Below are 25,961 nucleotides of genomic sequence, written 5' to 3'. Positions count from 1 at the left end.
ACAGCAGTGATCCTGACGATCGTGGCCATCTACATGCTGATCATCGCGGGCATCTCGTACTACGCGCGTCGCTCTTCAAGCTCCTCCGCCGGGTTCACCGGCGGCGGCAAGGCATTCCCGGCCGCCATGATCGGGTTCCTGCTGATGTCGGAGTTCATCGGGACCTCGGCCACCATCGGCACCGCGCAGTCCGCCTACGAGTTCGGGATCTCGGCGGCGTGGAACGTGATCGCCCTGGCCCTGGGCTTCCTCCTCTTCAGCCTGCTGCTCGCCAAGAAGTTTCGCCAGCTCGGGAAGAACACGATCTCGGAGGCGTTGGCCGCCTGCTACGGCGACCGGACCCGCATCGCGGTTTCGCTCATCATGATCTCGGCCCTCCTCATCGTGGCGGTCGCGATCTACGCCGCCGGCGGAGCGGTCTTGCACGAGCTGCTCGACATCGACCGTGGCCTGGCCACGGTGGTGGTCGGCGTCCTCGGCACCCTCTACGTGATGATCGGCGGGATGCGCTCAGTCGTGTACAGCAACGTGCTTCACGCCATCATGAAGATCGGGACCGTCGGCCTGCTGGCCTACGTGGGAGTCCATCGCTCCGGGGGTTTCTCCGGGATGCAGGCAGCACTGCCGGCCGACGCCTTCTCCGTCTCGGGTGTGGGGTGGGGCCAGGTCTTCGCGTGGCTGATCGCCGGGGTGGGCGCCATCTTCGCCACCCAGTACGTCATCCAGGCGGTCGTGACGGTGCCCGACCCCGCGAAGGCGCAGGTCGCGGGCATCTGGGCCGCCGCCATGCTGATCCCCTTCGGCATCCTCGCGGCGATCGTCGGCATGGCCAGCTCCATCCTCTATCCCGACATCGAGTCCATCGACGCGCTTCCGGTGCTCGCCGTCGACATGAACCCGTTCGCCACCGGCCTGGTGATGTGCGGCCTTGTCGGAGCGATCTTGGGAAGCATCGCGGCACTGATCCTGGGCTCCGCGACCCTGATGCTGCGCGACTTCTACCAGCCCTACTTCAACCAGGGTGGCGACGACCGCAGGAACGTGGTCTTCCTGCGGACCGCGACCATGGTGGCGGGAGTCGCACCCATCGCGCTTGCCCTCTTTGCGAGTGACGTGCTGTCCGTGACGTTCCTCGCCAAGGCCCTGCGTGCGTCTCTCGCCGTCCTGGTGGTCCTGATGTTCTTCAAGCCCTCCTTCGGCTCCCGGACCGGCGCCTTCGTGTCCATCCTGATCACGGTGCCCATGACGATCGGCTGGTTCCTGGCCGGCGATCCCTTCATGGACAACTCCTACATCGCGATCCTCACTCCGATCCTCGTGATGACGCTCGCGCACCTTGTCTCCCGGAATCCGGCAGACAAGGCGGCCGACGTGTTCGGTCATCCTGCCGAGCCCGAGGTGGCGGCGTCGCGCACGACGTGACCTAGCGCCCGGCCTGGGCCCGGGTCGGAGCGCCTGCCTGGCCGGACCTCCGGCCGCCAGCCAAGCGCTCCCCGAACCAGCACTGACGACACGTCCGCCGTTCCATCCTTGGAGGCTTCATGAGCGACCACACGACCCGGGAAGCGCCGATGGGCGCCAGTCTGCGTGGCTGGCTGGACCATCTGGCGGGGACCGGACGCCTTGCGGCGGCGACGCCCGGCGTCGACCTGCGCTTCGGCCTCGCTGCCGTGGCCAACCGGCTCGACGGCACCCAGGCCACGCTGTTCGCCCGGCCGGGCGGGCACGACGTACCGGTGATATCGGGCCTCCTCTCGCGGCGCCGTTGGATGGCAGAAGCGGCCGGGGTCGAGGAGTCCGAGCTGATCACGGCCTTCGAGCGCGCGTGCCGCGAACCCGTCCCGTGCGAGCTCGTCGACTCGGCACCCTGCCACGAGGTTGTTCACCGCGACGTGGACCTCGAGAAGGCCTTGCCCATCCCGACCCACAACGAGCACGACTCCGGGGCCTACATCACCGCCGGTCTCCTCATCACCCGACGGCCGCGCACCGGGGTGCAGAACGTCTCGATCCACCGACTCCAGGTGAGCGGCCCCGATCGACTCGGCGCCCTCCTCCTGCCGCGGCACACGATGGAGTTCTTCCGGGAGCAGGAGTCCGCCGGGGAGGATCTCGAGGTCGCGATCGTGATCGGGGTCGACCCGCTCACCCTCATGGCCTCACAAGCCATCGTCCCGGTCGACCACGACGAGCTGGAGATCAGCGGGGCGCTGCGCGGCAGCCCCTTGCCGGTGGTCCGCTGCGTGACCAACCAGGTGACGGTCCCGGCGGATGCCGAGATCGTGCTCGAGGGACGGCTCCTCGCAGACGTCCGCGAAGAAGAGGGACCTTTCGGAGAGTTCCCCCAGTACTACGGGGAGCGCGCTCAGCGTCACGTCATCCAGCTCGACGCCATCACGCACCGCGAGGACCCGCTGTACCACACGATCGTGGGAGGTGGCCGCGAGCATCTCCTGCTGGGCGGCATCCCTCGCGAGGCGTCCTTCCTCTCCCACCTACGCCTGAGCTTCCCGTGCGTGCGAGACCTGCACCTCTCGCAGGGAGGAACGCGCCGCTACCACCTCTACGTCCAGGTCGCCGACCCTCAGGCAGGCGAGGCGAAGAACGTCGGACTCGCGGCGCTCGGCACTCACTACGACATCAAGCACGTCACCGTGGTCGACACCGATGTCGACGTGCACAACCCCACCGAGGTCGAGTGGGCGGTGGCCACCCGCTTCCAGGCCGACCGCGACCTCCTGGTCGTGCCGGGCACCCAGGGCTCCAAGCTCGACCCGTCCACGGCCGACGGGTTCGGCGCGAAGATGGTGCTGGACGCCACAGTCCCGGTGGATCAGCGCGGGATGCGATTCACCCGCATCCGCGTCCCCGGCCAGGAGGCGGTCAACATGTCCTCGGTGGCACCCGCCGCGGCAGACTGGCACGCTCGGGCCTACGAGCGTGGCTGAGGCCGGAGGAACCATGGAGCTGCGTCAACTCACCTACTTCGCGCAGTTGTGTCGTGAAGGCAGCATGACCCGCGCCGCCAAGGCGCTCAACATCGTCCAGCCGGCGCTCTCGATGCAGATCGCCAAGCTGGAGAGCGAGCTCGGCCAGACCCTCTTCGAGCGCACACCGAGGGGCATGCGCCCGACGGCCGCAGGTCAACGCGCGTACGAGCTGTTCCAACCGATCCTGGAGCAGGTGGTCGAGGCGAGGACCGCCCTCACCAACCATCCGGGGGTGTCAGGTTCGCTGCGGGTGGGGCTGGTCGCGTCGGCCACGAACAACGCGCTCGGGGAAACCGTCGCCCAGTTCGCTGACCGGTGGCCCGACGTGACGCTCTACGTCACCACCGGCTTCAGTCCCGAGCTGGTCAACAAGCTCCGCCTCGGTGAGCTGGACGGTGCCGTCATCAACCAGACGTTCGGCCAGGAGGAGTTCAGCGCCCACGAGATCTTCGACGAGGAGCTGCTGCTCGTGGCCGGCGCCACATGTGATGTCCCCGTTCAGCGACCGGTGCCGCTGTACCGGCTCGCCGAGCTCGACCTTGTCCTCCCCTCCCGCCGCCACGGCCTGCGTCGCGCGATCGAGGTCGTCTTGCAGGCACACTCCATCGACCTCCACCCGCACATGGAGATCGACGACGCCACGGTGATCGAGGAGGTCGTGAGCCGAGGAAGGTGGTTCACGATCCTGCCGGCCAGCGTCATCAGTCCGGGGCTGCTCGAGGGCCGGCTCCGGGCCTTCCCGCTCGCCGCGCCCGGCATCCGGCGACGCATGCTGTACCTCACCGATCCGAGTCGGACGCGCCCCGCCGCCGAAGAGGTGTTCCTCACGCTCCTGACCGACAACCTGGCCGCCCAGCAGCGGACGTCGACGACGCTAGCCACCCTCCCCGACAGTCTGGAGACAACCCATGACGCTTCCTGACCTGACCCCCCGCCTCGTCATCGGGATCTCGGGAGCATCAGGTGCCGCCTACGGCATCCGGATGCTGGAGATCCTGCGACCAACTCCTGTCGAGACACACCTGGTGATCTCGCGCGCGGGGCGGATGACCATCACGCAGGAGACCGAGCTCGCCCCCTCCGACGTCGAGGCGCTTGCCGACGTCGTGCACCGTCCCCAGGACATCGGGGCGACCATCGCCAGCGGATCCTTCCGGACCATGGGGATGGTGGTGGCGCCGTGCTCGGTCAAGACCATGTCGGAGATCGCCGCCGGCGTGACCGGGAGCCTCCTGTCCCGTGCCGCCGACGTCGTCCTCAAGGAACGTCGCAGGCTCGTTCTGATGGTGCGGGAGACGCCGCTGCACCGCAACCACCTCCGCGCCATGTCGGAGCTGACGGAGCTGGGCGCGATCATCGCCCCACCCGTGCCGGCGTTCTACACGCATCCGGACAGTCTGGAGCAGATGGTCGACCACACGGTTGGTCGCGTGCTCGACCTGTTCGACATCGAGTCTGGACTCGTCGAGCGGTGGGGCGGACTGACGCCGAGCGTCGCGAAGTCGTGACACCGTCGGGCCGATGGCACCGGCGCCGCCCGTCAGGTGCGGGACGGGTCGGCTGCGCTTGTCCCGGTCTTCCCGGGTCGCCAGGTCACGCGCTCCACCTCCACACCGAGGTGTAGGGGGTCATCTGGTCGCCACGCCCGCGCGGGACGCCGAGTCGAACGTCCGGATGTCTGCCGCGAGCCAGGGGAACGGTGCGACCCCTATTTCGTGGGATGGGTGCGTCTTTTCCGCCGCCTGACGCCGCAGCTCGAGCAGCCGGATCCGCGGATGAGCGCGACGAGGACGTCGGCGGGCTGGTCGACTCGGACGGGATCGGGGCGAACTCTGTCATCTGCTCCCGACGATGCTCGCCGTCATCAGACGCGAGGCTCGCTTCCTGACCATGGCCTGGACGTGAGCATCTGCCGCGCGCTGCCGGCGGCGCCGGCTCAAGCGAGCCTCACTCAGTGAAGTACTTCTTGAGCCGTCGGTGCCGGTGCTTGAAGAAGGCATCGACCACGCTCGCCAGGACCGCGGCGAGACCCGGGACCGGTAGGCGAGGCCGGAACGTGACGCGGTCGCTCACCTGTGTACCTCCTGCGACAGGCGTCAACGTCCGCTCGTGCTCCCACAGCCGCATGCTCAACATCGTGGACCGCTCGAGGAAGCGGCGGCCCGGCTCGAGCTCGACGATGGTCACGTGGTCGAAGTCGAACGGGATCAGGCCGAACAGACGCAGCCACGCGCGACCGACTGGACGTCCCAGCGGAACACTCTCGAGGGTCAGCCCGGATGCTTCGATCGGCATGCTCATCGTCATCCACGGCCGCATCTCGTCGTTGATGCCTTCGGGATCAACGACGCGACCCCAGACCGCGGCCGCATCAGCAGGAATAGTGACGTGGTTCCGCACCGTCCTGGTCATGCTCCACCCCATCCTGCTCCCGCCTACTCGCGGACCTTCGCACACGTCTTGCGCAGTGAGCGCCGACCGGCCTCGGACAGGCCGTGCCCGAGGCCGGCGCGATGTCGGCGGCGGCGGGGGAGCACGGGTGCCCGCGACGTACTACGCCTTGGCGCCGACCCCGAGCCAGGGCTCACGGTCGACGCCGTGCAGCGACTTCGCGCCGGACTCGGTGACGACCATCAGCTCACCGGTCTGGACCCCGGCGGTGTGGTCGCGTGTCGTGACGTTCGGCTGGACCACGAGGGTCATGCCCTCCTCCAGGACCAGGTCGGGCAGGGGGCCGGCCGGTCGGCTGCGCGAGCCGACGACGGGTGGGAGGTATCCGCCGCCGAAGCCGTGCACGAGGTCGTCCACGATGGTGTAGCCGGCATCCTCGATGAGTCCGGCGGCCTCCACCATGTCGGCGGCGGTGGCGCCGGGTCGGAGCACGTCGCAGACGGCGGCGAAGGCCGCGTCCGCGACGGCGTGCAGGTCTTGGTACAGGGGAGACAGCTCATCCGCGGTGGTCATGGTGCGCAGCACCTGGCCCGAGTAGCCCTGGAAGGCGGCGCTGATCTCGGTCACCACGACGTCCCCGTCCTGCACCCGTCGGTTCGTGGTGTGCTGCGCCGGCGCCGCACGCCGAGGACTCGCCATCGGCGTGATCGCGAAGTAGTGGATGTGGGTGGTCCCGCCGAGCGGGACGTACGCGCGCTCGACGAGGTTGGAGAGCTCGTGGTCGACCAGGCCGGCCCTCAGCCCGTCGCGAAGGCCCAGCACCCCTCGGTCGGAGAGGAAGGCACCGACCGCGAGACGGTCGAGCTCCTCGGCAGACTTCACGAGACGAAGCGTCGTGTACGCCGCACCCAGGGGGACGACCTCGTCCGCCGTCGCGACGAGCCGCTGGTGGAGCCCGACGGGGACGGGCCCGACGACCCCGACCCGCCGTCGGCTCCCGTCGCGCCCGGTCAGCACGTCGACGACCGTGTCGTTGGTCGACGGCCCGGCCCACCGGACCTCGCAGCCCTCGGCAAGCTCACCCGCCTGCGTCACGTGGTTGTGGAACTGCACGAGCAGCAGGTCCTCGCCCGAGCGGCCGTCGATGACGAGCACCGCCTCGCGGGTGACCGGCCAGCCGCAGAGCCACTCCACCGCGCTTCCCGCGCGGTCTGCGCCGTACGCGATGACCAGGTCGCTGCCCTGCTCCGCAGCGGCGTCCAGCATCGCTTCGCGTCGCCTGGCCCGCTCGGCGCCGGAGAACCGGGGCCAGTCGCCCGCGAGGAGCGTCTCGACGGTGCTCGACGGTGGGGGACCCCCTCGATCCAGCTGAAGGCTCACGCGTTCCTCCTCGATACCGGACGTCTGCAGCGCCTATCCATGGCCCAGCGCCAGGTGACGGAAGGCGCACGCTAGCAGCGCCGACGGGGTCCTGCAATCGATTGTATGCTGCGACGATCTCACCGGCTTTCACGGAGGTATGGACCTTGACCGAGCACGGCGCCAGCGCTTCCACCCCTTCCCACGACGGGCTCGCGGGCGGCAGCGCACACACCCAAATCCACGACCCCGAGGGTCACGTCACCGCGGTGGAGACCGACTTCGAGTACTTCCGCCGCAAGCGCCTGGAGTCGCGTGTCCTGCACTTCCTGCGGCGCGGCATCATCACCTTCGCCGACCTGCTGCGTGCCGACAGCCCCGCTGACGCACCCGCGTGGAGGGACCGGGTCTGGAAGGACGCCGACGGACCCATCCGTCACGTCGAGGACCAGCTCGACGAGCTGGTCCGGGGGATCGCCACGGTCTCGGTCCCGCACAGCGGCGCGGCGCCGGTCGCGATCGACGAGACCCGCAAGGAGCGTGGCGACTACGACGAGTTCTTCCGGATCGCCACGCGCGGGCTGGGTGCGGGCACCCTCGAGGAGAGGCTCGAGCGTCTGGACGCCGAGCTCGCCGACTCCCACCGCCTGCTCCGAGCCTTCACCCACGCGATGCTGGCCCGGGGCCGGATCACGAGCGGACAGCTCGAGGAGCGGCGCCGGCAGCTGACGACCATCAACCACCACAACGGCGCCAGGATCGTCGCGCGGGCCTGGCTGGACCCGGACTTCAAGCAACGGCTCCTCGAGACCGGTCGCGCCGCGGTCCCCGAGCTGGACATCCCTCCGGGCAAGCTGGGGCGGCTCGGGGTGGCGGAGAACACCGACGAGCAGCACAACACCGTCGTCTGCACGCTGTGCTCCTGCTATCCGCACGACCTCCTCGGCAACCCCCCGTGGTGGTACCGCACCGACGAGTACAAGGAGCGCATCGTCCGGAGTCCGCGAGAGACCATCCGGGACATGTTCGCGCTCGCGATCCCGGACGACGTCCGCGTACGCGTCCACGACTCGACCTCCGACGTCCGGTGGATGGTGCTGCCTCAGCGGCCGCCTGGCACGGAGGGGCTCGACGAGGACGCGCTCGCCGCGCTGGTCACGGCAGAGAGTCTGGTCGGCGCGGCCCTCGTGCCGTCGCCCGAGGACCAGCCCGGAGACGCCCGTGGCTGAGGCGGCGGCCGAGGAGCCTCGCTTCCAGCTGGGTGACCACGTGCAGGTGCTCAGCGGGGTGCAGGACGGCAACCCCCGCACCCCGCGCTACCTGGAGGGCCGGACCGGGACGGTCGTCGCCTACCACGGGGTCGTCGTCAACCCCTTGGACCACCAGCACCCCTACCCACCGCTGTACTCCGTCCTCTTCGCCGTCCCGGACGACCCCGCTCGACGTGACGAGGTGCTGGCCGACATCCACGAGGAGTGGCTGCGGAAGGTCGAGCCCGCTGCACCCGGTGATCGAGAAGGCCGCACCCCATCGCCAAGTTGAGCAACCTGGCTCGACATCACGCCTGGGCGAGCAGGCCGGGTACTCCGAGTGCCTGCCGACCCGACTCGAGGAGCGTGGCCTCGGGCGTGAGCGGGTGGAACTTCGCGGCACGGACGTCGCGGTAGGCGCGCTCGATGACCGACCCCGTGAAGAAGGCAGGCCCGCCGGAGACGTCCATGGCCAGGTCGACGACCTCGATGCCCGCGTGGGCGATCTCGGCCTTGGCGGTCATCGCCGCGAGGAAGCGGTCGTGCGACGGCGTCGGGTCGTCGCCGATGACGTGCAGCGCGCCGTCGAGCGCCGACTCGGCCACCTGCAGTTTGTGCCGCATGAGCCCGACCGTGCGCTGCACCGAGGGGTCCTCGGGTCGCGCCGCGGCAGAGCCCAGCGCCTCGGCGTACGCCGCCTCGGCGACCCCGAGGTAGACGCCGGCGATGATCGGGAAGGCGACGCTCGCGATGACCTGCAGCGGTGGGTCGATGACGCCGTACGGCCGGTTGGCGAGCACCTTGTCCTCCGGGACGAAGACGTCCTCGAGGAGGATGTCGTGGCTCGCCGTCCCTCGCATGCCGAGGGTGTCCCAGGTGTCGATGACCGTCACGCCCGCTGCCGCGAGGGGGACCGCCACGTTGAGCACGCGACGGCCTTGCTCGGCGTCGTCGAGGACGAACATCGTCGACATCACCGATCCGTGCCGGGACTGGCTCGCGAAGCGCTTGCGACCCGAGACGCGGTATCCGCCCTCGACCGGGACCGCCTCCCCGCGGGGATGGGTGAAGTCGCCCCCGCCCGTCGACACGAGCAGCAGCCCGTCGTCGGCGACCTTGCGGAGGGTGGCCTCGGCGCCGGGCAGCCCACGCCGGTAGCGCCACGCCGTGAAGGCGACGACGTGCTGGTGCATCGAGCTGGCGAGCGCGGTCGCGCCGCAGTGGTGGGCGAGCTCGCGCTGCAGGGCCGCCAGCTCCCGGATCGTGGCACCCTCCCCGCCGAGCTCGAGGGGGACGGCGGCCTTCAGGAGGCCCGCGTCACGGAGTGCCTCGTAGGCCTCGGTGACGAAGGTGCCGTCGACGTCATGGCGGGTGGCGTGCTCGGCGAGCCGTGGCCCGATGGTCCTGGCGCGCTCGACGAGCGAGCCTGTGGCCGTGTCGTGGTCGCTGGGTGTGGTGGCGGTGCGGGGCTGGGCTGTCGTGGTCATGGATCGAGCATCAGCCGGTGCGCAGACCCCATCCAGTGCACGATCGTGACCCCGGTGGTCCTGATCCTGGACTTCCAGCCACCCGCCGATCCTGCGACCATGGGGCATGGCCGACTACGGCAGCTACTGCCCCGTGGCGATGGCCAGCGAGGTCATCGCCGACCGGTGGACCCCGCTCATCATCCGAGAGCTCGTGCTGGGCAACACCCGCTTCAACGACATCGCGAGGGGCCTGCCCGGCATCTCGAGGTCGCTGCTCGTGCAGCGGCTGCGACACCTCGAGAAGACAGGGGTCGTCGAGACGTGGCTGGCGCCAACCGGCCGGGGGAGCGAGTACCACCTGACCCCGGCTGGGCGGGACCTGGAGCGTGTCATCGACAGTCTCGGGCGCTGGGCGGTGGAGTGGCTCTTCGAGGACTTCCGTCCGCACGACGTGCTGCCGACCACGCTGATGTGGTGGATGCACCGCAGGATCGACCCGGCCCGCTTCCCTCCGCACCGCACGGTGATCGAGTTCCGGCACACAGCGCCGGACCCGCAGACGATCTGGCTGGTCCTCGACCGCGGCCAGGCATCGGTGTGCCTGCAGCACCCCGGCTTCGAGACCGACGTCGCCGCCGCCACCACCGCGGCCTTCGCCGAGGTCTTCCAGGGCTACCAGCGCTGGTCCGAGGCCGTCGACGCCGGACGGATCGGCGTCGCCGGGCCGCCCCGCCTGGCCGCTGCCCTGCCCACGTGGTTCCTGTGGAGTCCGTGGGCAGAGGTCACCCGGGAGCGTGCGGATCGCGCGCTCTCCTCGCCAGCACACCGGTGAGGGGGTCGCACACCCTGGCCGCTGGCGCGTTCGGCCGCCGCGCGGAGATCCATCTGAGACCCTCGGTGCATGTCGGGGATGCAGGTGCCGCCGGGACGGCTGCGGGCGTTCGCAGGGGAGTGCCGTGATGCGGCCGACGCGCTGTCGCGCATCGACGCCACGTCGGTGGGGTCGGGCGTGACGGGCGACCTGCCGTCGACGCGCACCGCCGAGGCCGTGGAGACCGTCGGAGCCGACGTCGACGCGGCGATGGAGGTGCTGGCGGGCAGGCTGCGGGCGATGGCCGACGTCGCCGACGGCACCCAGGACGACTACGAGGCGACGGAGGCCGAGATCGTCGCGGGCTTCGACGCGATGAGCCGGTGACGCGACCGTGAGCCACACGCTGTCGTCGGTACGCCGCTGGCGCCCGGCTGTGCTCACGGCCGCGGCCGAGGCGGTCGCACGCCGTACGGAGCGGCTCGCCGACGAGCTGCGCGCCACCGAGCGCAGCCTCGACGAGCTCGTCGCGGAGTGGGAGGGCGCGGCCGCCCGCGCGGCCGAGAGCCGGGTGCGGGTGGAGGTCCAGTTCGGCCGGCGGCTGCGAGGCTGCCTGGAGGACGTGGAGCAGGCCCTGCACGACGGCGTGCCGCGGCTGCAGTCGGCCCGCGACACGCTGCTCGCGAAGGTCGACGCCGCCGTCGGCGACGGCTTCCGCGTGAGCGACGACTGGATGGTCACCGACGGCCGCACCGTGCCCGAGGACGAGGCCGACGCCCGCCAGGCGGAGCTCGACGGGCACGTCGAGGCGATCAGCGCGGCGCTGAGCACGCTCTCGACCGAGGACGCGCAGGTCGCCCACGAGATCGACAGCGCCCTCGACGAGCTCCGGGCGACCTCCGCCGACGTCGACGCCGGGCTGGAGTACTCGCCGCCCTCGACCACGCAGGGGATGGACGCCGAGCAGGTCGAGCAGCTGCTGTCGTCGCCCGACTTCCTGCGCTGGATGGAGGACCACCCCGACGCGGCCAAGGACCTGCTCGACGGCGCGGTCGACCGCGGGCAGCTGGCGGCGAGCGACCCGGCGTACCGGGACTTCCTGGAGCAGTACTGGCAGGACGAGGCGCTCGAGTCCGCCGGCATCGACCGCGACGACTGGGACCCCTCGGCGGGCGCCTCGGCCAACAGCGAGACCATCACCTCGGTCTACGACTCCTACGGCCGGCTCTTCCTCGACCACCCCGAGCTGCAGTGGGCGGGCATGGCCAACCTCATCGGGCCGAGCTTCGCGGCGGGCTTCTACGACCTCGACATGTTTCGCGACCTCGCCCAGGGCGTCGACAGCGCGCTGCCCTCGATCCCGAACGCCCCCGGGTCGTGGGACGACGACGCCCGCGAGATGCTCGAGGCGCTGCGTGACCTGCCCGACTCCGAGATCGCCTACTACGAGGAGACGCTGCTCTCGATGCAGCAGGAGATCTTCTTCGATCAGGCCTCGATGCACGAGGCGTACCTGCTCGGTGGCACGGGGGAGACCGACCGGATGGAGGCCGCCGGCCTGATGGACAGCCGCACCGGCGACGCGTGGCACGACATCGCCAGCGGCGACGCCGACCGCGTGCAGGCCGGCAACGAGGCGCTGCTCTACCGCGAGCAGTTCGACATCATCGCCGACGACTACGACGCGATGCGCGACCGCCCGGGCACGGGTGAGGCGATGACCTGGATGACCACGCTCGTGGGGGCGCCGTCGATCCCCGGCGCCCAGGGGTACGCCGACGTCTTCCCCGCGGTGATCGACCTCGAGACGCCCGGCAACGTCGGCCCGATCCCACTGCCGCAGGCCGACCTCGGCGACGTCGTCACCCCGCTGCCCGACGGCAACATCGCCGACCGCAACGACCGCTGGGACCTCATCACCGAGGACACGCTGCCGGCGTACCAGGACCTCCTGGCCAACGACCCCGAGCGGCTGCGCGAGCTCGTCGGCAGCGACTTCGACGACCGCGTCGGCGACTACCGGCTGCTGGAGCGGACGCCGGAGATCCTGCACGACCTCGCGACCGACTGGCAGTACCGCCGATGAGGTGTACGACGTGGCGCGCCGCGGCCGTGGCCGCAGCGGCATCCCTCGTGCTGACGACCGCGGGGTGCACGAGCGACGAGAGCCCCGAACCCGACCCAGGAGGCGACCCCACCGTGAGCGAGACCCGACTGGACCGTGACGGCATCGACCGGATCCTTGAGTCCGGCGAGGCCCGGCTCGACCTGCGCGACCTCGAGCTCACGCGCGACGAGGTCGGTCTGCCCCCGGACCGCCTCGGCCCGATCGTGGGACGCCCGGGCGGCCCCGCGGTGGAGCTGACGCTGCAGGGGCCGGACGGCGAGGAGACCGTCACGACCTCGACCTTCTCGGCGACCTTCACCAGCAGCAGCGACACCGCGGACTCCGTGACCTGGTTCGAGTCCTACGACACCGAGGCCGAGGCCTTCGAGGCGCTCGAGGCCGCCGTCGACACCTGGGGGCTGCGGCCCGAGGCCATCGACAACTGGCGCGAGACGCTCGCCCGCGGCGGCGAGCAGGACGTCAGCCTGCCCCTCGGAGTCTCGCCCAGCGGCTTCGTCACGCAGGTGACGATCCGCGGCGAGCAGGGCGAGGGCCAGACCCACCAGTGGACGGTGCTGCTCGACCCTCGCTACTACGAGCCCGACGCGCTGGACCTGATCCGGCGTACGGGGGAGACGCCGCCGCGGAGCTGAGCACGGGCTCGACCGCAGGGCGAAGGTGCGGCAGACCCGACGCTGAGGGGCGCGCCGAAGCCACGAACCGGTGTCGGAAGGTGCGTCACTAGCGGCGCAATGACGCAGGTCGAGTAGAGCGCCGATCGCAGTATGTGTGCGTGCGTCACCCGTGGGCTGGCTCGCGCCTCACGTGATCAGACGCCTGAGTTCGTGGTCGGCGATGTACCAGAGCGATGAGGGGTGTAGTGGTCGAAGTAGCGAGCGGCTTGCAGGACGTTGCCCGGGAGATGCGTGTGCACCCACCCACGCGGAGTCGCGGTCCCTGCAACGTCGAGAACACGCTTGGACGTGAGTCAGTCGTACTAGGCTGCGTGTTGCTCGCACACCGGTATGGAAGTTGGGGGAGATGGCTGACGACGTCGAGGCGACGGCAGAGTTGAGTTCGGAAGTCCCTGCGCTGAAGGTGCGTCAGTGGCTTGAAGTGTGGAACGACATCACGTTTGACCCGTCGCAAAACCAAGCGCGTCCTAGCGAGCACTTCTACCTCTGCTCCATCTCGGCCTCGCGACTTCGTAAACTATCTGGGATCTACCGTCGGTCCACGGACCAAGTGCAGCCGCGCAAAGACGACCTGCGCATCCAACGCAAGCATGATCCTGAGCGCAGCGAGGAGATTCGGCTATTCGTCGAGGGGGGACACCCTTGGTCTGGTCTGAGTGAGGCCAAGCGCAAAAATCCTGAGAATGACGCTCTCAAGAAGCCGGGGTGGCTCCCTACTGCCGTAGTCGTCAACATCTTGCAGCCTGGTGATGAGCGAGGCGGCCAGGCGCTAAGCGCGGACAACGCGATTGTAATCACTGACGACGAGAAGGGCGGCATCGCTCAACTGAGACTGCCCAACGAGGTCCTGCCCGACGCCATCCCGCCGCTTGAAGTCATCGACGGTCAACACCGGCTCTTCGCGTTCGACGATGATGATCCGGCGCTGGCCGACTATGCGTTGCCAGTCGTGGCGTTTCATGGTCTCGACATCTCATGGCAGGCGTACCTGTTCTGGACCATCAACATCAAACCGAAGAAGATCAATCCGTCGCTTGCCTTCGACCTGTACCCGTTGCTGCGGGAGCAGGACTGGCTCGACAAGGGCGAGTCTGTGATCGTGTACCGCGAGTCCAGAAGTCAAGAACTCACTGAGATGCTGTGGTCAAGCCCGGAAAGTCCATGGTATCGGCGCATCAATATGCTCGGTGGAAGCCGCAAGGAGAACGGACCCGTCACCCAGGCCGCTTTCATTCGCAGCTTGATGGCCAGCATGGTGAAGCCCTGGCGCGGCCGGGGTGGGCCGGGGGGCATCTTCGGTGGCACGCCTGACAAGAACGACGGACTTACCTGGTCGCGGATCCAGCAAAGTGCGTTCTTGCTCGTCGCATGGAAGACCCTTGCTGAAGCGGTCACGTCCTCCGATGCGGAGTGGGCGGAAAGTCTGCGAGACGAGTCCGCAACGTTAGAGGCAACAGGCCCTGGAGGTTCCGACAGCGACCCAGCGTTCTCTGGGCCGTTCAGCCTGCTTGCATCAGATCAGGGGGTTCGCGGGTTCCAGTCCACCCTGAATGACTTCTGTTACACCCGATCCCACGAGCTGCAACTGGACCAGTGGCAGGATGACACGGACTTCTCGGATGTCACGCCCGAAAGCGTGGGCCACGCTGCTGCGACCCTCAGGGATCAGCCGGTTTTTGAGTTCATCCAAGAGGTCTGCGATGGTCTCGCGTCATTCGATTGGCGATCGAGCAATACGCCCGGACTCACAGAGACTGAAAGGGTTGCCAAGGCCGCGCTGCGTGGGTCGGGAGGTTACAAAGAACTGCGAACCCGACTGCAGAAGCACCTCGCCACGGTGGGGTCTGAACGCGTGAAGGCCACCGCGGCCAGTCTTGAGTTCTGACCGTGGACCCGCTGACCGCCGATCAGATCCAGATCCTGAATCGGGCATCTCGAGCCGCTATCGCGACCGTGGTGGCCGACCCCGCCCTGACATCCGCTGCCGAGTGGATACCGCACACGAACGCCTATTTTCCGAACCCCCTCGACCAGATAAAGACCGACAAGGAAGTGCCGGCGGCTCATCATTCCGACTTCCTGAGGTACGTCGCGAACGCGTCGATAGTTCACTGCGGCGACGGCTGGTCTTACCTCGGTCGCGCAGTGTCTGCGCTGCTGCAGGGAGACGTGAATAGCGCCGTCCACTTGGCGTACTACGCTGAACTTCGAGCCGCTATGTCCCTTATGGGCGGGCACGGGATCTTCATCACGGATCGCTGGAACTTCGTAGTTGAGAGCCAGTCGACGATTACGCTGCTGAACAAGCAACCAACGCACGTGGCCACATGGCAGGCGCTCTCGGAATGGATCCAGGGAGGTGGAGCCGCGGCGCTACTCGGTCGCGTGCTTCATCCTGAAAATGTCCCGTTCGCGCAGTGGACCTCTGGTCTTCCGTCGGGGGGCCTGCGTCCCGCGGTCGAGGATCTGTTGCAGCGCGTCGCGCTCGATCTGCAATCATTCGCCACCGATCGGAATCGGCGGAACGATTCAACCTATAACCCGACTCGCCTCCGGCCGACCGATCCGAGCGCAGATGACCTTCGCCGCATGGTGCTCAACCTCTGGGCCGTTTTGGAGCCCGAGGGGCCTGGAAGTTTCCCCGTGATGGACGCCCTCTTGCTGGAGGACGTCCTAGTCGCGACCTATGGCGCTGGGCACCAGATCCTCGACAACAACGGTGAAGCCGTCGGGACTGACTGGTCCGGGTGGGCTTCTTGGCTCCACGGCGTCCTGCCCGCGCAGTTTCTTGACGGGGCGGTGGAGGCGCGACTTGCGTCGCTGTCGTCTGGGGCGGCGTCCGCTCCGTTCTTGGACGCAGCGTTCCAGACGAAGTCAACCGGAACTCACGCAGTCGACTTCATCGAGGGAATGATGATGCGCACGGTGATCCTTCTCCGCATCGCGACAGGATCTTGTGTAGACCTGCTGGATCAAGCCGGGCTGTCCGTGGTCGACGTCCAGGCATGGGTTGACCTCCTAGCGGAGGCGCGCGGGGTTTGGGATGCCGGGGACCGACCCGAGTCGCCGGTCGACCTCTGGGCAGACGTTCGAGACGCTAGGGATGTGCTCCAAAACTCGTCGGCAGCCAACCTCTTCCGTATGATCCAGGGTCTTGGCGCTGAGGGTCCGGTACTTGCGCAGGCGGAGAGAGTGGTTGCGTGGAGTTTCGCCTGAGTGCGACAGCCCTGTCAGGTGGGCCTCGATCGTGAAGTACATGGGTAGCAAGGCGGCCCTCCTTCGAGGCGAACTCGGTCGGCGCCTCTTGGCCCAGGCCAACCGGAGCGAGCGCTTCGTCGACCTGTTCGCCGGTTCAGGCTCCGTCGCTCACTACGTCGCTGAGAACACCGACACAAAGGTCTTGGCGGTCGACCTGCAGCGCTACTCCGCGCATCTAAGCGGGGCAATCCTGCTCAGGGATGCATCGATCGAACGCGACACCGTGCTGCGGGCGTGGAAGGTGGAGGCGGACTTTGATGCACCGCTCTTCAACGCCCAAAGCTCGGTAGACGCCGCCGGAGTGTCGGACGCGCGTCGTGTGGCTCCGTCTGAAGCTGGTGGCGGCTTCATCACGCGGCAGTACGGCGGCCACTACTACTCAATCGAGCAAGCGCGCGCGCTCGACTCGCTGTACGAGGGCCTGCCAGAGGGCGGCCCAGAGCGCTTCGTGGCCGAGGCGGCGCTGATCCGAACGGCCAGCGCTTGTGCCGCCGCGCCGGGCCATACGGCTCAACCATTCCAACCAACCGCGAAGTTGCTCCCGTACATCAACGCCGCTTGGCGACGGGATGCGTTTGCCGAATGTGCACGCCAGGTCGAACAACTGAGCACTAGATACGCGCAGGTCATCGGGCAGGTGAGAGTTGCAGACGCGCTGGTTGCTCTTGATGACATCGGGCCCGGCGATCTGGTGTTTTGCGATCCGCCGTATTCAGACGTGCAGTACAGCCGCTTCTACCACGTGCTCGAGGGCATCGCGAGTGGCGGATGGGACAGCGTTAGTGGTTCAGGTCGGTCGCCAGCCATCGATCAGCGTGCGTCGTCGGACTTCAGTCTGAAGCGCGTTGCGTTGCAAGCGATGAGCACCCTTCTCTGCAACCTGCGCGAGAAGGGTTGTCAGGTCATCGTTACGTTCCCTGCGGCTGAAGCGAGCAACGGACTCAGCGCGCAAAAGATCGTGGAAATGGCCAGATCGCGCTGGACCGTCACGGAGCTCTACGTCGACTCTCGTCACAGCACCCTCGGAGGCTCCGGCGCGGGCCGTGGCGGGCGGCGAAACTTGCAGGAAGCCGTCCTTGTGATGGCTCCAAAGTGAAACCTTGTGTCATTGAGTGCGCTGACGCGGCTGGTCGGTTCCGTTGAGAGTGCCCCGTGTGCGCCACCGCCTGTGCATGGAACACCGCGACATCAGCACACCCTTCGATCAAGTACACACGCTGACAGGCGGCGCAATGCACCATCGTGTTGGCGCCAGGCACGCGGCGCGGTCGGGCTTCGATCGTCATCCGCCCCCAGTCCACTCGACGCGTCCGCAACTACCTCGACAGCAAGACCTAGTTGACCACTAGTCTGGCGACCGGGCCGAAGCGTTTGCTACGAGGGATGACACGCGCGGCCACTCGAGAGAATGGTGGGCACATGTTGAAAGACGAGCGCCAAGAACTTCTGAACAGGCTTCGCTTCGGCGAGGATGTAGCGGAACACGACTTGCAGTTGGACTTTCATTTCTTGCGCACGGGCGCATTCTGGGCAGTCGTTCAGGACGAGTGTGACTTAGTGCTGGGATCAAAGGGCACGGGGAAGAGCGCGATCGCCCGCTATCTCTCAGATCCCAATGTGGAAATTCACGAGCTCGATGACGTTGACATTCTGCCCGCTTTTAACATCCGTGGCTCAATCCTCTTCAGGAAGTTAGTCGCCGACAAAGAATGGGAGCAATATGACTTCCGGGATCTTTTCCTAGCCTACATTGTTGGACTGGTCGGCAATCATCTTGACCGCACGTACGGCGAAAGCCACGATACGCGATCAATTCGAAAGGCTCTTCAGTCCGTGGGCCTATTTGTCGAGGACCCCACCGTTCAGGGGGTATGGGGTCGAGCACTTGAACGCTTTCGGCCAAGTACAGTCGAGGCCAAGTTGAAGATCTCCGCAAACCCGAGCGCCGAAGTGGGTGGGAAGTTCGACCTAGATGGCGAGCCAGACCAGCCATTCTTGCGGGCAGGCTTCGACCAACTCGAACTGGTCCTTGAGAAGTGTTACGAATTCTTGGGCGTCCTGGGACGCCGCTGTTGGGTGATTTTCGATCGATTGGACGAAGCATTTCCTGAAAGCCGGGAACTAGAGGCCCTGGCTTTGCGGGGTCTCCTCCAAGCTCACTTGGACCTTTCAAGTTATGGTCCTCGATTGAAGTCGAAACTCTTCCTGCGTCTGGACGTCCTTGACCGAATTACTGAGCGTGCAGGCTTGGTCAACGCCTCCCACATTCGCACACTTCGTATCCTTTGGGACTCTCCTTCAATTGTGCATATGCTTGCGCTCCGAATCGACCCCCGGATCTCGAGGCAGAACGGTCTGGGCGATGCGGCGCTTCGCAAGATTGTGCGAGGGCTGCTTCCTTCCCGGATAGATCACCAAGATCCGCTTGTCTGGCTACTGTTAGTCACCGCTGACGGCTTCCGCGAATTCAACCCCAGGAATATCCTGTACCTACTTCGAACCGCCCGCTTGGCTGCTTTGCAGAGCATCGACCATGTTGAAAGCGACTCCGTCATCAACCGCGCGGCCCTCTTTTCCGGGTACACGCAACTCTCGGTCGCTCGCTTGCAAGATACGGTCGTTGCCGAGAGCCCAGAACTCCGAGCTGCCATCGAAGGTATTCGTGGAAGCAAGATGACGCTCAAACTCGCCGATCTGGAACTCTTGATCGGCGCGCAGGGGAAAGAGCTCAACGAGTTAATTGCAGCACTCACAAATGCAGGTGTGCTGAGGGCAGGAAACAAGTCAGAATGGGTAATTCCGCCGCTTTTCCGGCCCGCAATGTATCGCTCCGTTCATGGCGCAGAGGCCCGCATTGGCCAGGCCGAGGTCGCGGCGGTAGCTGACTTGGTGGCCGGTAGCGACGAACTCGTTGAGGATTCGTCGAGCCAAGATGTTGAGCCGCCGGCGCGGAAGAAGCGATCCCGCGGGCGTCGCGGAAGTCACAATTCGGGACGCGATGAACTCATCCCCACCGGCCAAAAGTCTGAGCTCAGCGACGACTTGGATGTAGCGCAGAGTCTTACAGAGCAACTCGGGGGCAAACTCGAAGCCGAGGGCGGGGAAAGCCTAGGTGGGGAGCGCCCGCCCGGCCGGGAGGCGCAAGCCAAGCCCAAGAAGCTGCCAGCGTGGAAACGTAAAGCGCCTACACCATCCCTCAGCTCAAAGGAGCAAGAGGAGCTTGCTCTTCGACGGGATGCCGTGCACGCTGCCTGGGATCTAGCGGATGCGGATGACGTTAGAGGTGGATTCGCAATCTTATATCCCACGTGGACTGATCATCCAGCTGTCGCATGTGTGGCAGCAGACCTTGCCTACAGGTCGGGTGAGCCAGACCTGAAACTCGTTGCGACGAAATTTCTCGCCAACGACAAGTTGAGTTCGGCGGGAGCAGTCTTGGCTAGGCGTATCGTGCTTGCGCTGGCCCCGAACGTCGACGGAACTCCCTCTAACGACGTCAACCTGGAACCGTTGATGAGGCGAACCGCGAAGGTAAGCGCAGACGTATTGGCGATCGGAATCGTAAAGACTCTAAGTCAGGCGCCGTCGCGCGAGGCGGCGTTTTGGCAAACCAGTCTGCCGCGCATCATGGCTACCGAATTTGTTCCAGGATCGTGGATCAAATCAGCATGGCCAATTCTCGCAGCGGGGCGAATGCTTCCAGTTTTCCGCTTCTGGCAACAAGCAGATCCCGGCCTCTTTGCCGTGCTCCGCGAGGTTGTTGAACAGGTATTTGATGGTGCCGCCTGGGCCGATTCTATTCCTAGGCTCCAAGGTTTCCTGTACGCGTATTCCGCGGACACGGAATCAGTCACGCCGGCTGCACTACCGTACCAAGTACTGTCAATGGCGGCTGTTCTCGAGAGTAAGGGGCGCCTTCCTGATTCTCTTCGCGACGATTTGGTGTTGGCTATTGCTCAAGTCCTTAATAGGACCGAGCCCGATCATTTGGATCGGTTCAAGGACTGGCAGCACTTCAGCGGAATCGCGATCGAAGTACTCCAACACGTCGGCTCGGGAGAACTCCTAGGCGAAGACGGCGGGCGCTTGGGCTCGGATGTGCTGGTGCGACGAGGTGGTTCAGAACATAGGCTGAGAGGTCAAGAGGTCCAGCCAGTTGCGAGTAGTCCGGACTCTGCGAAGTCTAGACGTCAGGTTGATCCGAAGGTACTGGTGGCAGTACGGGATGTGGTAGCGCATGCGGACGTTCCGCTCAAGTCTGCGGTGGTCGCCCACGTTGCGTTGAAGCAAGACGCCAGCCTGGCGAAGAGAGGATGGGCCGGTTCGGGGAGGTTTGGCCAATTTGTCGTCGACTACTTGCCCGAGCTGCGTTACACCGGATCACCCGCTCCCGGATGGGTGTATGACCCGGCTCGCCATAGCGAGGCTGAGATCCCGCAACGCGTGTTGCCCGCCCGAACGCAGTCCAATAACGACCTCGACTTCGATTCGACTCCGTGACGGGACAATGTCAAGGGCCGTCTCGTCATTGTTACCGCGAGAGAAGAACTGCGTAGCAGGCGTCTTTGATGCTCGAAGGACGGCCTCAGTTCGGGTTCCGCCCCCTGGCGGTGCTCGGATCCTATAGCCACCTGTCGCGGTGAACTTTGATTCAATTTTGCATGGTGCGTGGGCAATCGGCAGGCGCGTCTTTGTGGGCGGAGTTGACGCAGCTTGGCCGAGGACCCTTCGGGGTCAAGGTCCCTCAGGATCGGGGAGCGACCAAGCCGCCCAACTGAAACACCTTGGCAAGGCCTCGCGCCCATCTCGAGGAATGTGAATTTGGGCGGGACGCTGAGTGGAAAGGGATGTCGTGCGGTAATGAATGCGGTTGAGTCGCGACGGTCTGCACCAGCGATGCGACAATCCGACGCCGGAGGAGCTCAAGCGCGGTGTTGCGCGTCGATGCCACGGTCGCCGTGGTCGGACATACACCGGCGTAGCGATGCCACTAGCGTCCCAGAGCAGCTGGGACCGCCGGGTGCCGAGGTCTCCGCCAGTGCTGGTGACACTGTTAGCGTCTCGCCATGCCCGTGAATGGCCCCGCTAACTGGTACCCCGACCCGTTCAGGCGGTTTGAGTCACGCTACTGGGATGGGGCTGTGTGGACGGAGCACGTCGCCACCCGAGGGCTCCAAGCGGTCGATGCGCCGAACTCCGTACCGGCGGTCACGCAGATCGATGCCGGCTGGCACCCCGACCCGTTCGGTCGGTTCGAGTCCCGGTATTGGGACGGCACCGCTTGGACTGAGCACGTCGCCATTCTAGGGCGGCAGCGAATCGATGCGCCAGGAATGCGTAAGACAGCATTACAGGAGCCGACGCTGGTCCAATATGCGGCACCTGTCAGCGCAGCCCCCGTTGAGGCATCGATTCTGTCGGAACCGGTTCTTGTGGTTTCGCAGAAACCCAAACGCCGCGGCGCCAACGTCGCGTACAAAGTCCGAGATCAGCACGGGAAACGTATTGGTGCCGTGGAAGAGGTCGGTCGTGGCCTGGCCAAGAAGACGTTCGATCGACGCACCGACAACATTCGTGAGTACCGGCTTCATGTCGTCGACAGGCACGGCCGCGTCCTTCTGGCGGTGACGAAGCCACCCTCGGGCCGGCGCTTGGTCGGGAAAAACGACCCCGGCAAGTGGAACGAGATGTTCGTCGACGCCCCAGACGGAACCCGCATCGGACGTATCGTCCTCGACCGCATTGGCGTTAGGGAGGGCTACCGCTCGGTGGCCTCACATCCGGAGCGATCAGATTGGAAGTCCCGCGCTACGGCGGTGGGCGCGACCCTCGACACGATGTTCCGAGCACGTTTTCGCCTCGAAGTCGATGGCCGCCAGGTTGGTGCCGTCATCGCCGACGACCGGACAGACTGGGACTTCCGCATCGAGAACGCCAATGATGAAGCGGTCGCTCGCATCACCAAGTCGTGGGCGGGATGGGCGAAGGAACGGTTCACGCGCGCTGATAATTACGTCGTCGAGGTTCCCGGGACCGTCGAAGATCCGTTGAGGTCCCTCGCAATCGCTACCTCGCTCAGCATCGACCTCATGTTGAAGCAGGGCAAGCAGACGCGCGGCTCATCATTGTTGGGCACTCGCACGTACAAGTGACGGCACAGTCGCGTTCGCGCTCACATCAGCGACGCGACGGGAGATCCGTTCAGGTCTGTCGCTCTCTTCCTTCACCACACTTCGCGAAGAATTCGGGGTGCGTGTATCTAGGCGGAGCTGACGCACCTCGAGGCGTGGAGACCGATGGTCTAGACGCCGGCGACGTATGCGGTGAGGAAGTGGACCCCGTGACGGTCGAGGTTGCCGCGGGCGCGGTCGTAGTGCTCGGTGGTGCGTGGGTCTGCGTGGCGGGCGAGGATCTGGGCGTCGCGTAGCGGGACTCCGGCGTCGAGAGCGTTCGTGATGGCAGCGTGCCGCAGTGAGTGCGGGCTGATGTGCCGGGGGATGCCAGCAGCGCGAGCGATGCGCTTGACCATTCGGTAGACGTCTCGTCGGTCGACCGGCTTGCCGGTCAAAGGGCGCAGGATTAGGGGTCCTGAGGTGCGTTGCCCGCGGCAGGCCTCCAGGACTCGCAGGACGGGCACGGTCACGGGCATGGCGGCGGGCTTGTTGCCCTTGCCGACGAGGTGCAGCACGCGATGGCCGCGCAAGGTCTCGGCGTAGTCCTCGATTCGCACGGCTGCTGCTTCGGAGGCGCGTAGCGCGTTGATGCCGAGCAGGAAGGCCAGCGCACCGTGGTGAACGGTCAGCGTCTGGGCGACCTGGAGGAATCGGATCATCTCGAGCCGGTCCAGGCCTTGGGTGCGGGATTCGTCGCGGATCTTGGGCAGACGAGCGTAGACGGCGGGGTCAAAGACGATGGTGCCGTCGATGTGGCGTAGCGGAAGAAGCCACGGACACCGTGCATCATCGTGACCACCGAGGAGTCCCTTAGTCCGGACTCGCCGAGCTGGCGGATGTAGAGCTCGATGTGGGCACGCTGAATCCCAAGCAAGGGATCCAGGCCGTTGCTCTCACACCAGGAGAACCACCGCCGTAGCTGGAAGGCGTAGAGGTGGTGGGTGCGTCTGGAGTAGCGGGCCAGGTAAGAGACCGCGGCCAATTGGGCTGGGGACATCTGTATCGGTTGGAACGGCAGCAGGCCGTCAGGACTGGACATGGTGAGTCACCTCGGGCGGCGACCGGAAGGCCCTCAGCCACGCCCGCCGCCGGCACAGCGAGGCACTCCAAGCCTCGGAGGCTACGCCGCCGAGAAGCCAAAGCGTGTCTGCAGGCGGGGAATGACGTCGCATGAGGTGAATGGCTGCGGCTACCCTCCGAGCGATGGATGATCTGCTGCTTCGCCACATCTACGCGTGCGCTAGGACGCAGGACTTCATCGATACCGGAGTCTCGCACTTCGTGAGGAAACAGATGCCGACCGTCGGCGCCCTCATCACCAAGCGGTGGCTAGACCGATCCAATGACGGTGACCGTCTCGCGTTACTCCACGCTACCGCGGTCGAGGCGGACTACTCCGTCGACCTGCGCGACTTCGATGAGGTCTACCTGCAATCCATCGAACTGCGGAATCGGCTGGCACACTCCGGCGCTTTGCCCACAACGGAGCCGGGCCAGCTTTTGATCGATCGCACTCCTCGGCAACGCGGCAAGGGCGAAGACTTTCTGCGTCTTGGAGTCGACGACCTACGCTCACGCCTCGCTCGTGCCGAGTGGTTGCAGGCAGTCGCAATCCACTTCTGCGTTGAACTAGGCGCAGTCTCGGTATCCATGACTACGCACGGAGGACAAGAGCTTCCGATCGAGGTGCCCGCCCCGCCGGTCAGCCCGCCGCCTCGCTGGTACCAAGACCACGACGACGGATAGCGAGGCCTGCACGCAGCATGAGCAGGACCTCCATCGAGGACATTCGGGGTCCGTAGGGGACCAAACTGGGCCGAGTTGCGGCGGTGTGACACAAGTGCGGCAGTCACCCCACGAGACGGACGCCTGCTTGGGTTGTGCCATGTACCCGCCACCCACGGGCCAGGACCTCACTCAAGAGCAAGCGCGAGAACTTGACGACACGTTCTTGGCCTCGGACCCCTTCGAGTACTTCCGCTCTCGCATCTCTTCACTCCTGATGTGGCAGGAGGCCGCGCCAGTCGTCGATGGTCCTCTGCCCGAGGCAGATCCCGGGAGCATCCGCGGGCAGTTCAATGGCTACCTCCAGCGGCCCGCAGCCGACGCGCCTTTCCGGGAGCTTGACGTCCACGCCCAGGTAGCGGCCGACGCGTTCGCCGTGCGTCATCACGCCGCAGAGGCTTTGCTTCGGCTCGCTTGCGCCAGGCTTGCACCCCATGCGCTTGGTGGCGCTGCTTGCCTTTGGGCGGAAGTCGCTTGCGGTCCCAACCAGATCGCCGACGTCATCACCCGGTTGAGGGATAGCGCCGATGAGCCGAATGCGAGTGACAGGATGCTGCGGGCGCTGGTACCGCCGCATCAGGTCGACGGCGCGCGGAAATAGGCCGGAGATCGTTGACGCCTGCAATGTCTTCCTGGACTGGCCTTCTTACGCTGTCACGCTGCTCAGCCCCGCCGAGATTGACTTGCTGGCCGTCATAACAAGAGCAAGCACGGGCTCGCAATTCGCGCCCGGTCCGACCTCAGGGTGACTTTTAGCACCACTCCGCCTAGCGACGACGGCACCATCGCTCTGAGCGCACTCACATCCGGTGACGCGGTCGACATCTTCGACCAGCCCGTCCTCGAGCTCTTGGCGCGAGCGGCCAAGGTGGACGGACACCGACAAGGGCTCGAACTCACCCAACTACGCCTGAACCCGGCCGCGCTCCTGGCCGACGCCCACATGCGGGCCATGGCGCACGCTGCATTCTTCCATGTCGCTGCTGTCGAGCATTTCGAAAGGCGCGAACAGCGGGATGGCCAGCGACCGCCCCTTTTCCCGGCTACGCCCTCGGTGGCCCAAGGCCGACGCACATCGACGCCAGATCACCACTTGGGATGCGGTTCCCCCTCACCACCCCGCCTAGCGGCATCCAGGTTGGGCGCGAGGCCGGTATCGGCTTCCGCGACTTCTTCCAACCCATTCGCGTCGACCACGCCAACCGCTCCCGCGGCCGTGTCGTCGACGGGTAGCGCAGTAACGATCGACGCACCCAATGCGGTATCGCCACCGTGGGTCTGCGACCAATCGCTGGGCTAGTGAGGCTCGATGTGCAGACTGTCCGGTGTGACGACAGGCGGGGGAGCGACGCAGGTCCGAGGGTGCGACGTCGAGATCGGCGCCGCCTCGTCAGAGGCCCCAAGGGGGATCAACGCCCGACTGAGGCGCGCACCACGGCCGGCGCTAACGATGTCGTCCTGCGAAAAGGTTCGAGGCGCCGCGCAGCGTCCCCTTAGTGCTGGGGTGCGAGCGGGCCCTGTGACTCCAGTCGGGCCGACTCAGGTGCATTTCTTGCCTGGCACTGGTCCTCACCGTGAGGTGGTGGTGGCCCAGGCTCCGGCGCCGCCTTCTTCTCGCCAGCTGCTCCAGCCGCTGTTGATGCTGGTGGTCGGGTTCTTGTACCGCACTCGGG

At 66.3% G+C, this 25,961-nt stretch carries 22 protein-coding genes; 16 read left to right on the top strand and 6 right to left on the bottom strand.

The window, feature by feature from the left end; genetic code table 11:
- Positions 1–21 precede the first annotated feature (21 nt).
- The 4 genes from IG63_RS0111280 (at position 22) to IG63_RS0111265 (ending at position 4,498) form a co-directional block, all read left to right on the top strand.
- Complete coding sequence (locus IG63_RS0111280) at positions 22–1,422, top strand: sodium:solute symporter family protein (protein WP_211249300.1); 1,401 nt, start codon at positions 22–24, stop codon at positions 1,420–1,422.
- 119 nt (positions 1,423–1,541) lie between these two features.
- Positions 1,542–2,948, top strand: a complete 1,407-nt coding sequence (locus IG63_RS0111275) for a UbiD family decarboxylase (RefSeq protein ID WP_030484471.1) — start codon at positions 1,542–1,544, stop codon at positions 2,946–2,948.
- Positions 2,949–2,961: 13 nt separating this feature from the next.
- The gene (locus tag IG63_RS0111270) at positions 2,962–3,912 is read left to right on the top strand and encodes a LysR family transcriptional regulator (RefSeq protein WP_030484470.1); all 951 of its coding nucleotides are present in this window, start codon (positions 2,962–2,964) and stop codon (positions 3,910–3,912) included.
- Positions 3,899–4,498 carry a UbiX family flavin prenyltransferase gene (locus tag IG63_RS0111265; protein ID WP_030484469.1) on the top strand — a complete coding sequence of 200 codons (600 nt, stop codon included), beginning with the start codon at positions 3,899–3,901 and terminating at the stop codon, positions 4,496–4,498. The genes IG63_RS0111270 and IG63_RS0111265 overlap by 14 nt, the downstream gene beginning before the upstream one ends.
- Positions 4,499–4,937: 439 nt before the next feature.
- Here IG63_RS0111265 and IG63_RS0111260 read toward each other — a convergent pair whose 3' ends face one another.
- Positions 4,938–5,402: an SRPBCC family protein gene (locus IG63_RS0111260; RefSeq protein ID WP_030484468.1), complete on the bottom strand. Its 465-nt coding sequence runs from the start codon at positions 5,400–5,402 to the stop codon at positions 4,938–4,940.
- A 141-nt stretch (positions 5,403–5,543) separates the two neighbouring features.
- Complete coding sequence (locus tag IG63_RS0111255; protein ID WP_157210134.1) at positions 5,544–6,761, bottom strand: M24 family metallopeptidase; 1,218 nt, start codon at positions 6,759–6,761, stop codon at positions 5,544–5,546.
- Between the two features lie 146 nt (positions 6,762–6,907).
- Between IG63_RS0111255 and IG63_RS21530 the strand changes: the two genes are divergently transcribed.
- Both IG63_RS21530 and IG63_RS0111245 read left to right on the top strand, forming a co-directional pair.
- Complete coding sequence (locus tag IG63_RS21530; RefSeq protein ID WP_157210133.1) at positions 6,908–7,969, top strand: nitrile hydratase subunit alpha; 1,062 nt, start codon at positions 6,908–6,910, stop codon at positions 7,967–7,969.
- Positions 7,962–8,282, top strand: coding sequence for an SH3-like domain-containing protein (locus tag IG63_RS0111245; RefSeq protein WP_030484465.1), 321 nt, complete (start codon positions 7,962–7,964; stop codon positions 8,280–8,282). The genes IG63_RS21530 and IG63_RS0111245 overlap by 8 nt, the downstream gene beginning before the upstream one ends.
- Positions 8,283–8,298: 16 nt before the next feature.
- Here IG63_RS0111245 and IG63_RS0111240 read toward each other — a convergent pair whose 3' ends face one another.
- Positions 8,299–9,477, bottom strand: a complete 1,179-nt coding sequence (locus IG63_RS0111240; protein WP_030484464.1) for an acyl-CoA dehydrogenase family protein — start codon at positions 9,475–9,477, stop codon at positions 8,299–8,301.
- Between the two features lie 106 nt (positions 9,478–9,583).
- On the opposite strand from IG63_RS0111240, the gene IG63_RS0111235 reads away from it, so the two are divergent.
- The 9 genes from IG63_RS0111235 (at position 9,584) to IG63_RS22160 (ending at position 22,482) form a co-directional block, all read left to right on the top strand.
- A complete protein-coding gene (locus IG63_RS0111235; protein WP_030484463.1) occupies positions 9,584–10,291 on the top strand; it encodes a winged helix-turn-helix transcriptional regulator in 708 nt (235 codons plus the stop codon).
- 69 nt (positions 10,292–10,360) lie between these two features.
- Positions 10,361–10,657, top strand: a complete 297-nt coding sequence (locus IG63_RS0111230; RefSeq protein ID WP_157210132.1) for a hypothetical protein — start codon at positions 10,361–10,363, stop codon at positions 10,655–10,657.
- A 7-nt stretch (positions 10,658–10,664) separates the two neighbouring features.
- Positions 10,665–12,356 (top strand): WXG100 family type VII secretion target, encoded by a 1,692-nt coding sequence (locus IG63_RS0111220; RefSeq protein ID WP_157210131.1) that lies wholly within the window; start codon positions 10,665–10,667, stop codon positions 12,354–12,356.
- Positions 12,357–12,469: 113 nt separating this feature from the next.
- Positions 12,470–13,030, top strand: coding sequence for a hypothetical protein (locus tag IG63_RS0111215; protein ID WP_030484461.1), 561 nt, complete (start codon positions 12,470–12,472; stop codon positions 13,028–13,030).
- 388 nt (positions 13,031–13,418) lie between these two features.
- Positions 13,419–14,957: a DGQHR domain-containing protein gene (locus tag IG63_RS0111210; protein WP_051706613.1), complete on the top strand. Its 1,539-nt coding sequence runs from the start codon at positions 13,419–13,421 to the stop codon at positions 14,955–14,957.
- Positions 14,958–14,959: 2 nt separating this feature from the next.
- Complete coding sequence (locus tag IG63_RS0111205) at positions 14,960–16,288, top strand: hypothetical protein (RefSeq protein WP_030484459.1); 1,329 nt, start codon at positions 14,960–14,962, stop codon at positions 16,286–16,288.
- Between the two features lie 40 nt (positions 16,289–16,328).
- Complete coding sequence (locus IG63_RS0111200) at positions 16,329–17,426, top strand: DNA adenine methylase (RefSeq protein ID WP_157210130.1); 1,098 nt, start codon at positions 16,329–16,331, stop codon at positions 17,424–17,426.
- Positions 17,427–17,749: 323 nt separating this feature from the next.
- The gene (locus IG63_RS22660) at positions 17,750–20,830 is read left to right on the top strand and encodes a P-loop ATPase, Sll1717 family (RefSeq protein WP_157210129.1); all 3,081 of its coding nucleotides are present in this window, start codon (positions 17,750–17,752) and stop codon (positions 20,828–20,830) included.
- Positions 20,831–21,396: 566 nt separating this feature from the next.
- Positions 21,397–22,482 (top strand): phospholipid scramblase-related protein, encoded by a 1,086-nt coding sequence (locus IG63_RS22160; RefSeq protein ID WP_084597005.1) that lies wholly within the window; start codon positions 21,397–21,399, stop codon positions 22,480–22,482.
- A 149-nt stretch (positions 22,483–22,631) separates the two neighbouring features.
- Here the strand turns inward: IG63_RS22160 and IG63_RS0111190 are convergent, their stop codons facing one another.
- Both IG63_RS0111190 and IG63_RS23975 read right to left on the bottom strand, forming a co-directional pair.
- A complete protein-coding gene (locus IG63_RS0111190) occupies positions 22,632–23,162 on the bottom strand; it encodes a tyrosine-type recombinase/integrase (RefSeq protein WP_051706612.1) in 531 nt (176 codons plus the stop codon).
- The gene (locus tag IG63_RS23975) at positions 23,159–23,500 is read right to left on the bottom strand and encodes a site-specific integrase (protein ID WP_425411790.1); all 342 of its coding nucleotides are present in this window, start codon (positions 23,498–23,500) and stop codon (positions 23,159–23,161) included. The genes IG63_RS0111190 and IG63_RS23975 overlap by 4 nt, the downstream gene beginning before the upstream one ends.
- Positions 23,501–23,706: 206 nt before the next feature.
- Between IG63_RS23975 and IG63_RS0111180 the strand changes: the two genes are divergently transcribed.
- Positions 23,707–24,249 (top strand): hypothetical protein, encoded by a 543-nt coding sequence (locus IG63_RS0111180; RefSeq protein WP_030484454.1) that lies wholly within the window; start codon positions 23,707–23,709, stop codon positions 24,247–24,249.
- Positions 24,250–24,496: 247 nt separating this feature from the next.
- Here the strand turns inward: IG63_RS0111180 and IG63_RS22655 are convergent, their stop codons facing one another.
- Positions 24,497–24,676, bottom strand: a complete 180-nt coding sequence (locus IG63_RS22655; protein ID WP_157210128.1) for a hypothetical protein — start codon at positions 24,674–24,676, stop codon at positions 24,497–24,499.
- Positions 24,677–25,961: the final 1,285 nt, after the last annotated feature.

The sequence above is a fragment of the Nocardioides aequoreus genome, assembly GCF_000720335.1.
GTDB lineage: Bacteria > Actinomycetota > Actinomycetes > Propionibacteriales > Nocardioidaceae > Marmoricola > Marmoricola aequoreus.
Note: the sequence above shows the minus strand (reverse complement) of the source record. Positions and strands in the feature narration are given on the sequence as shown.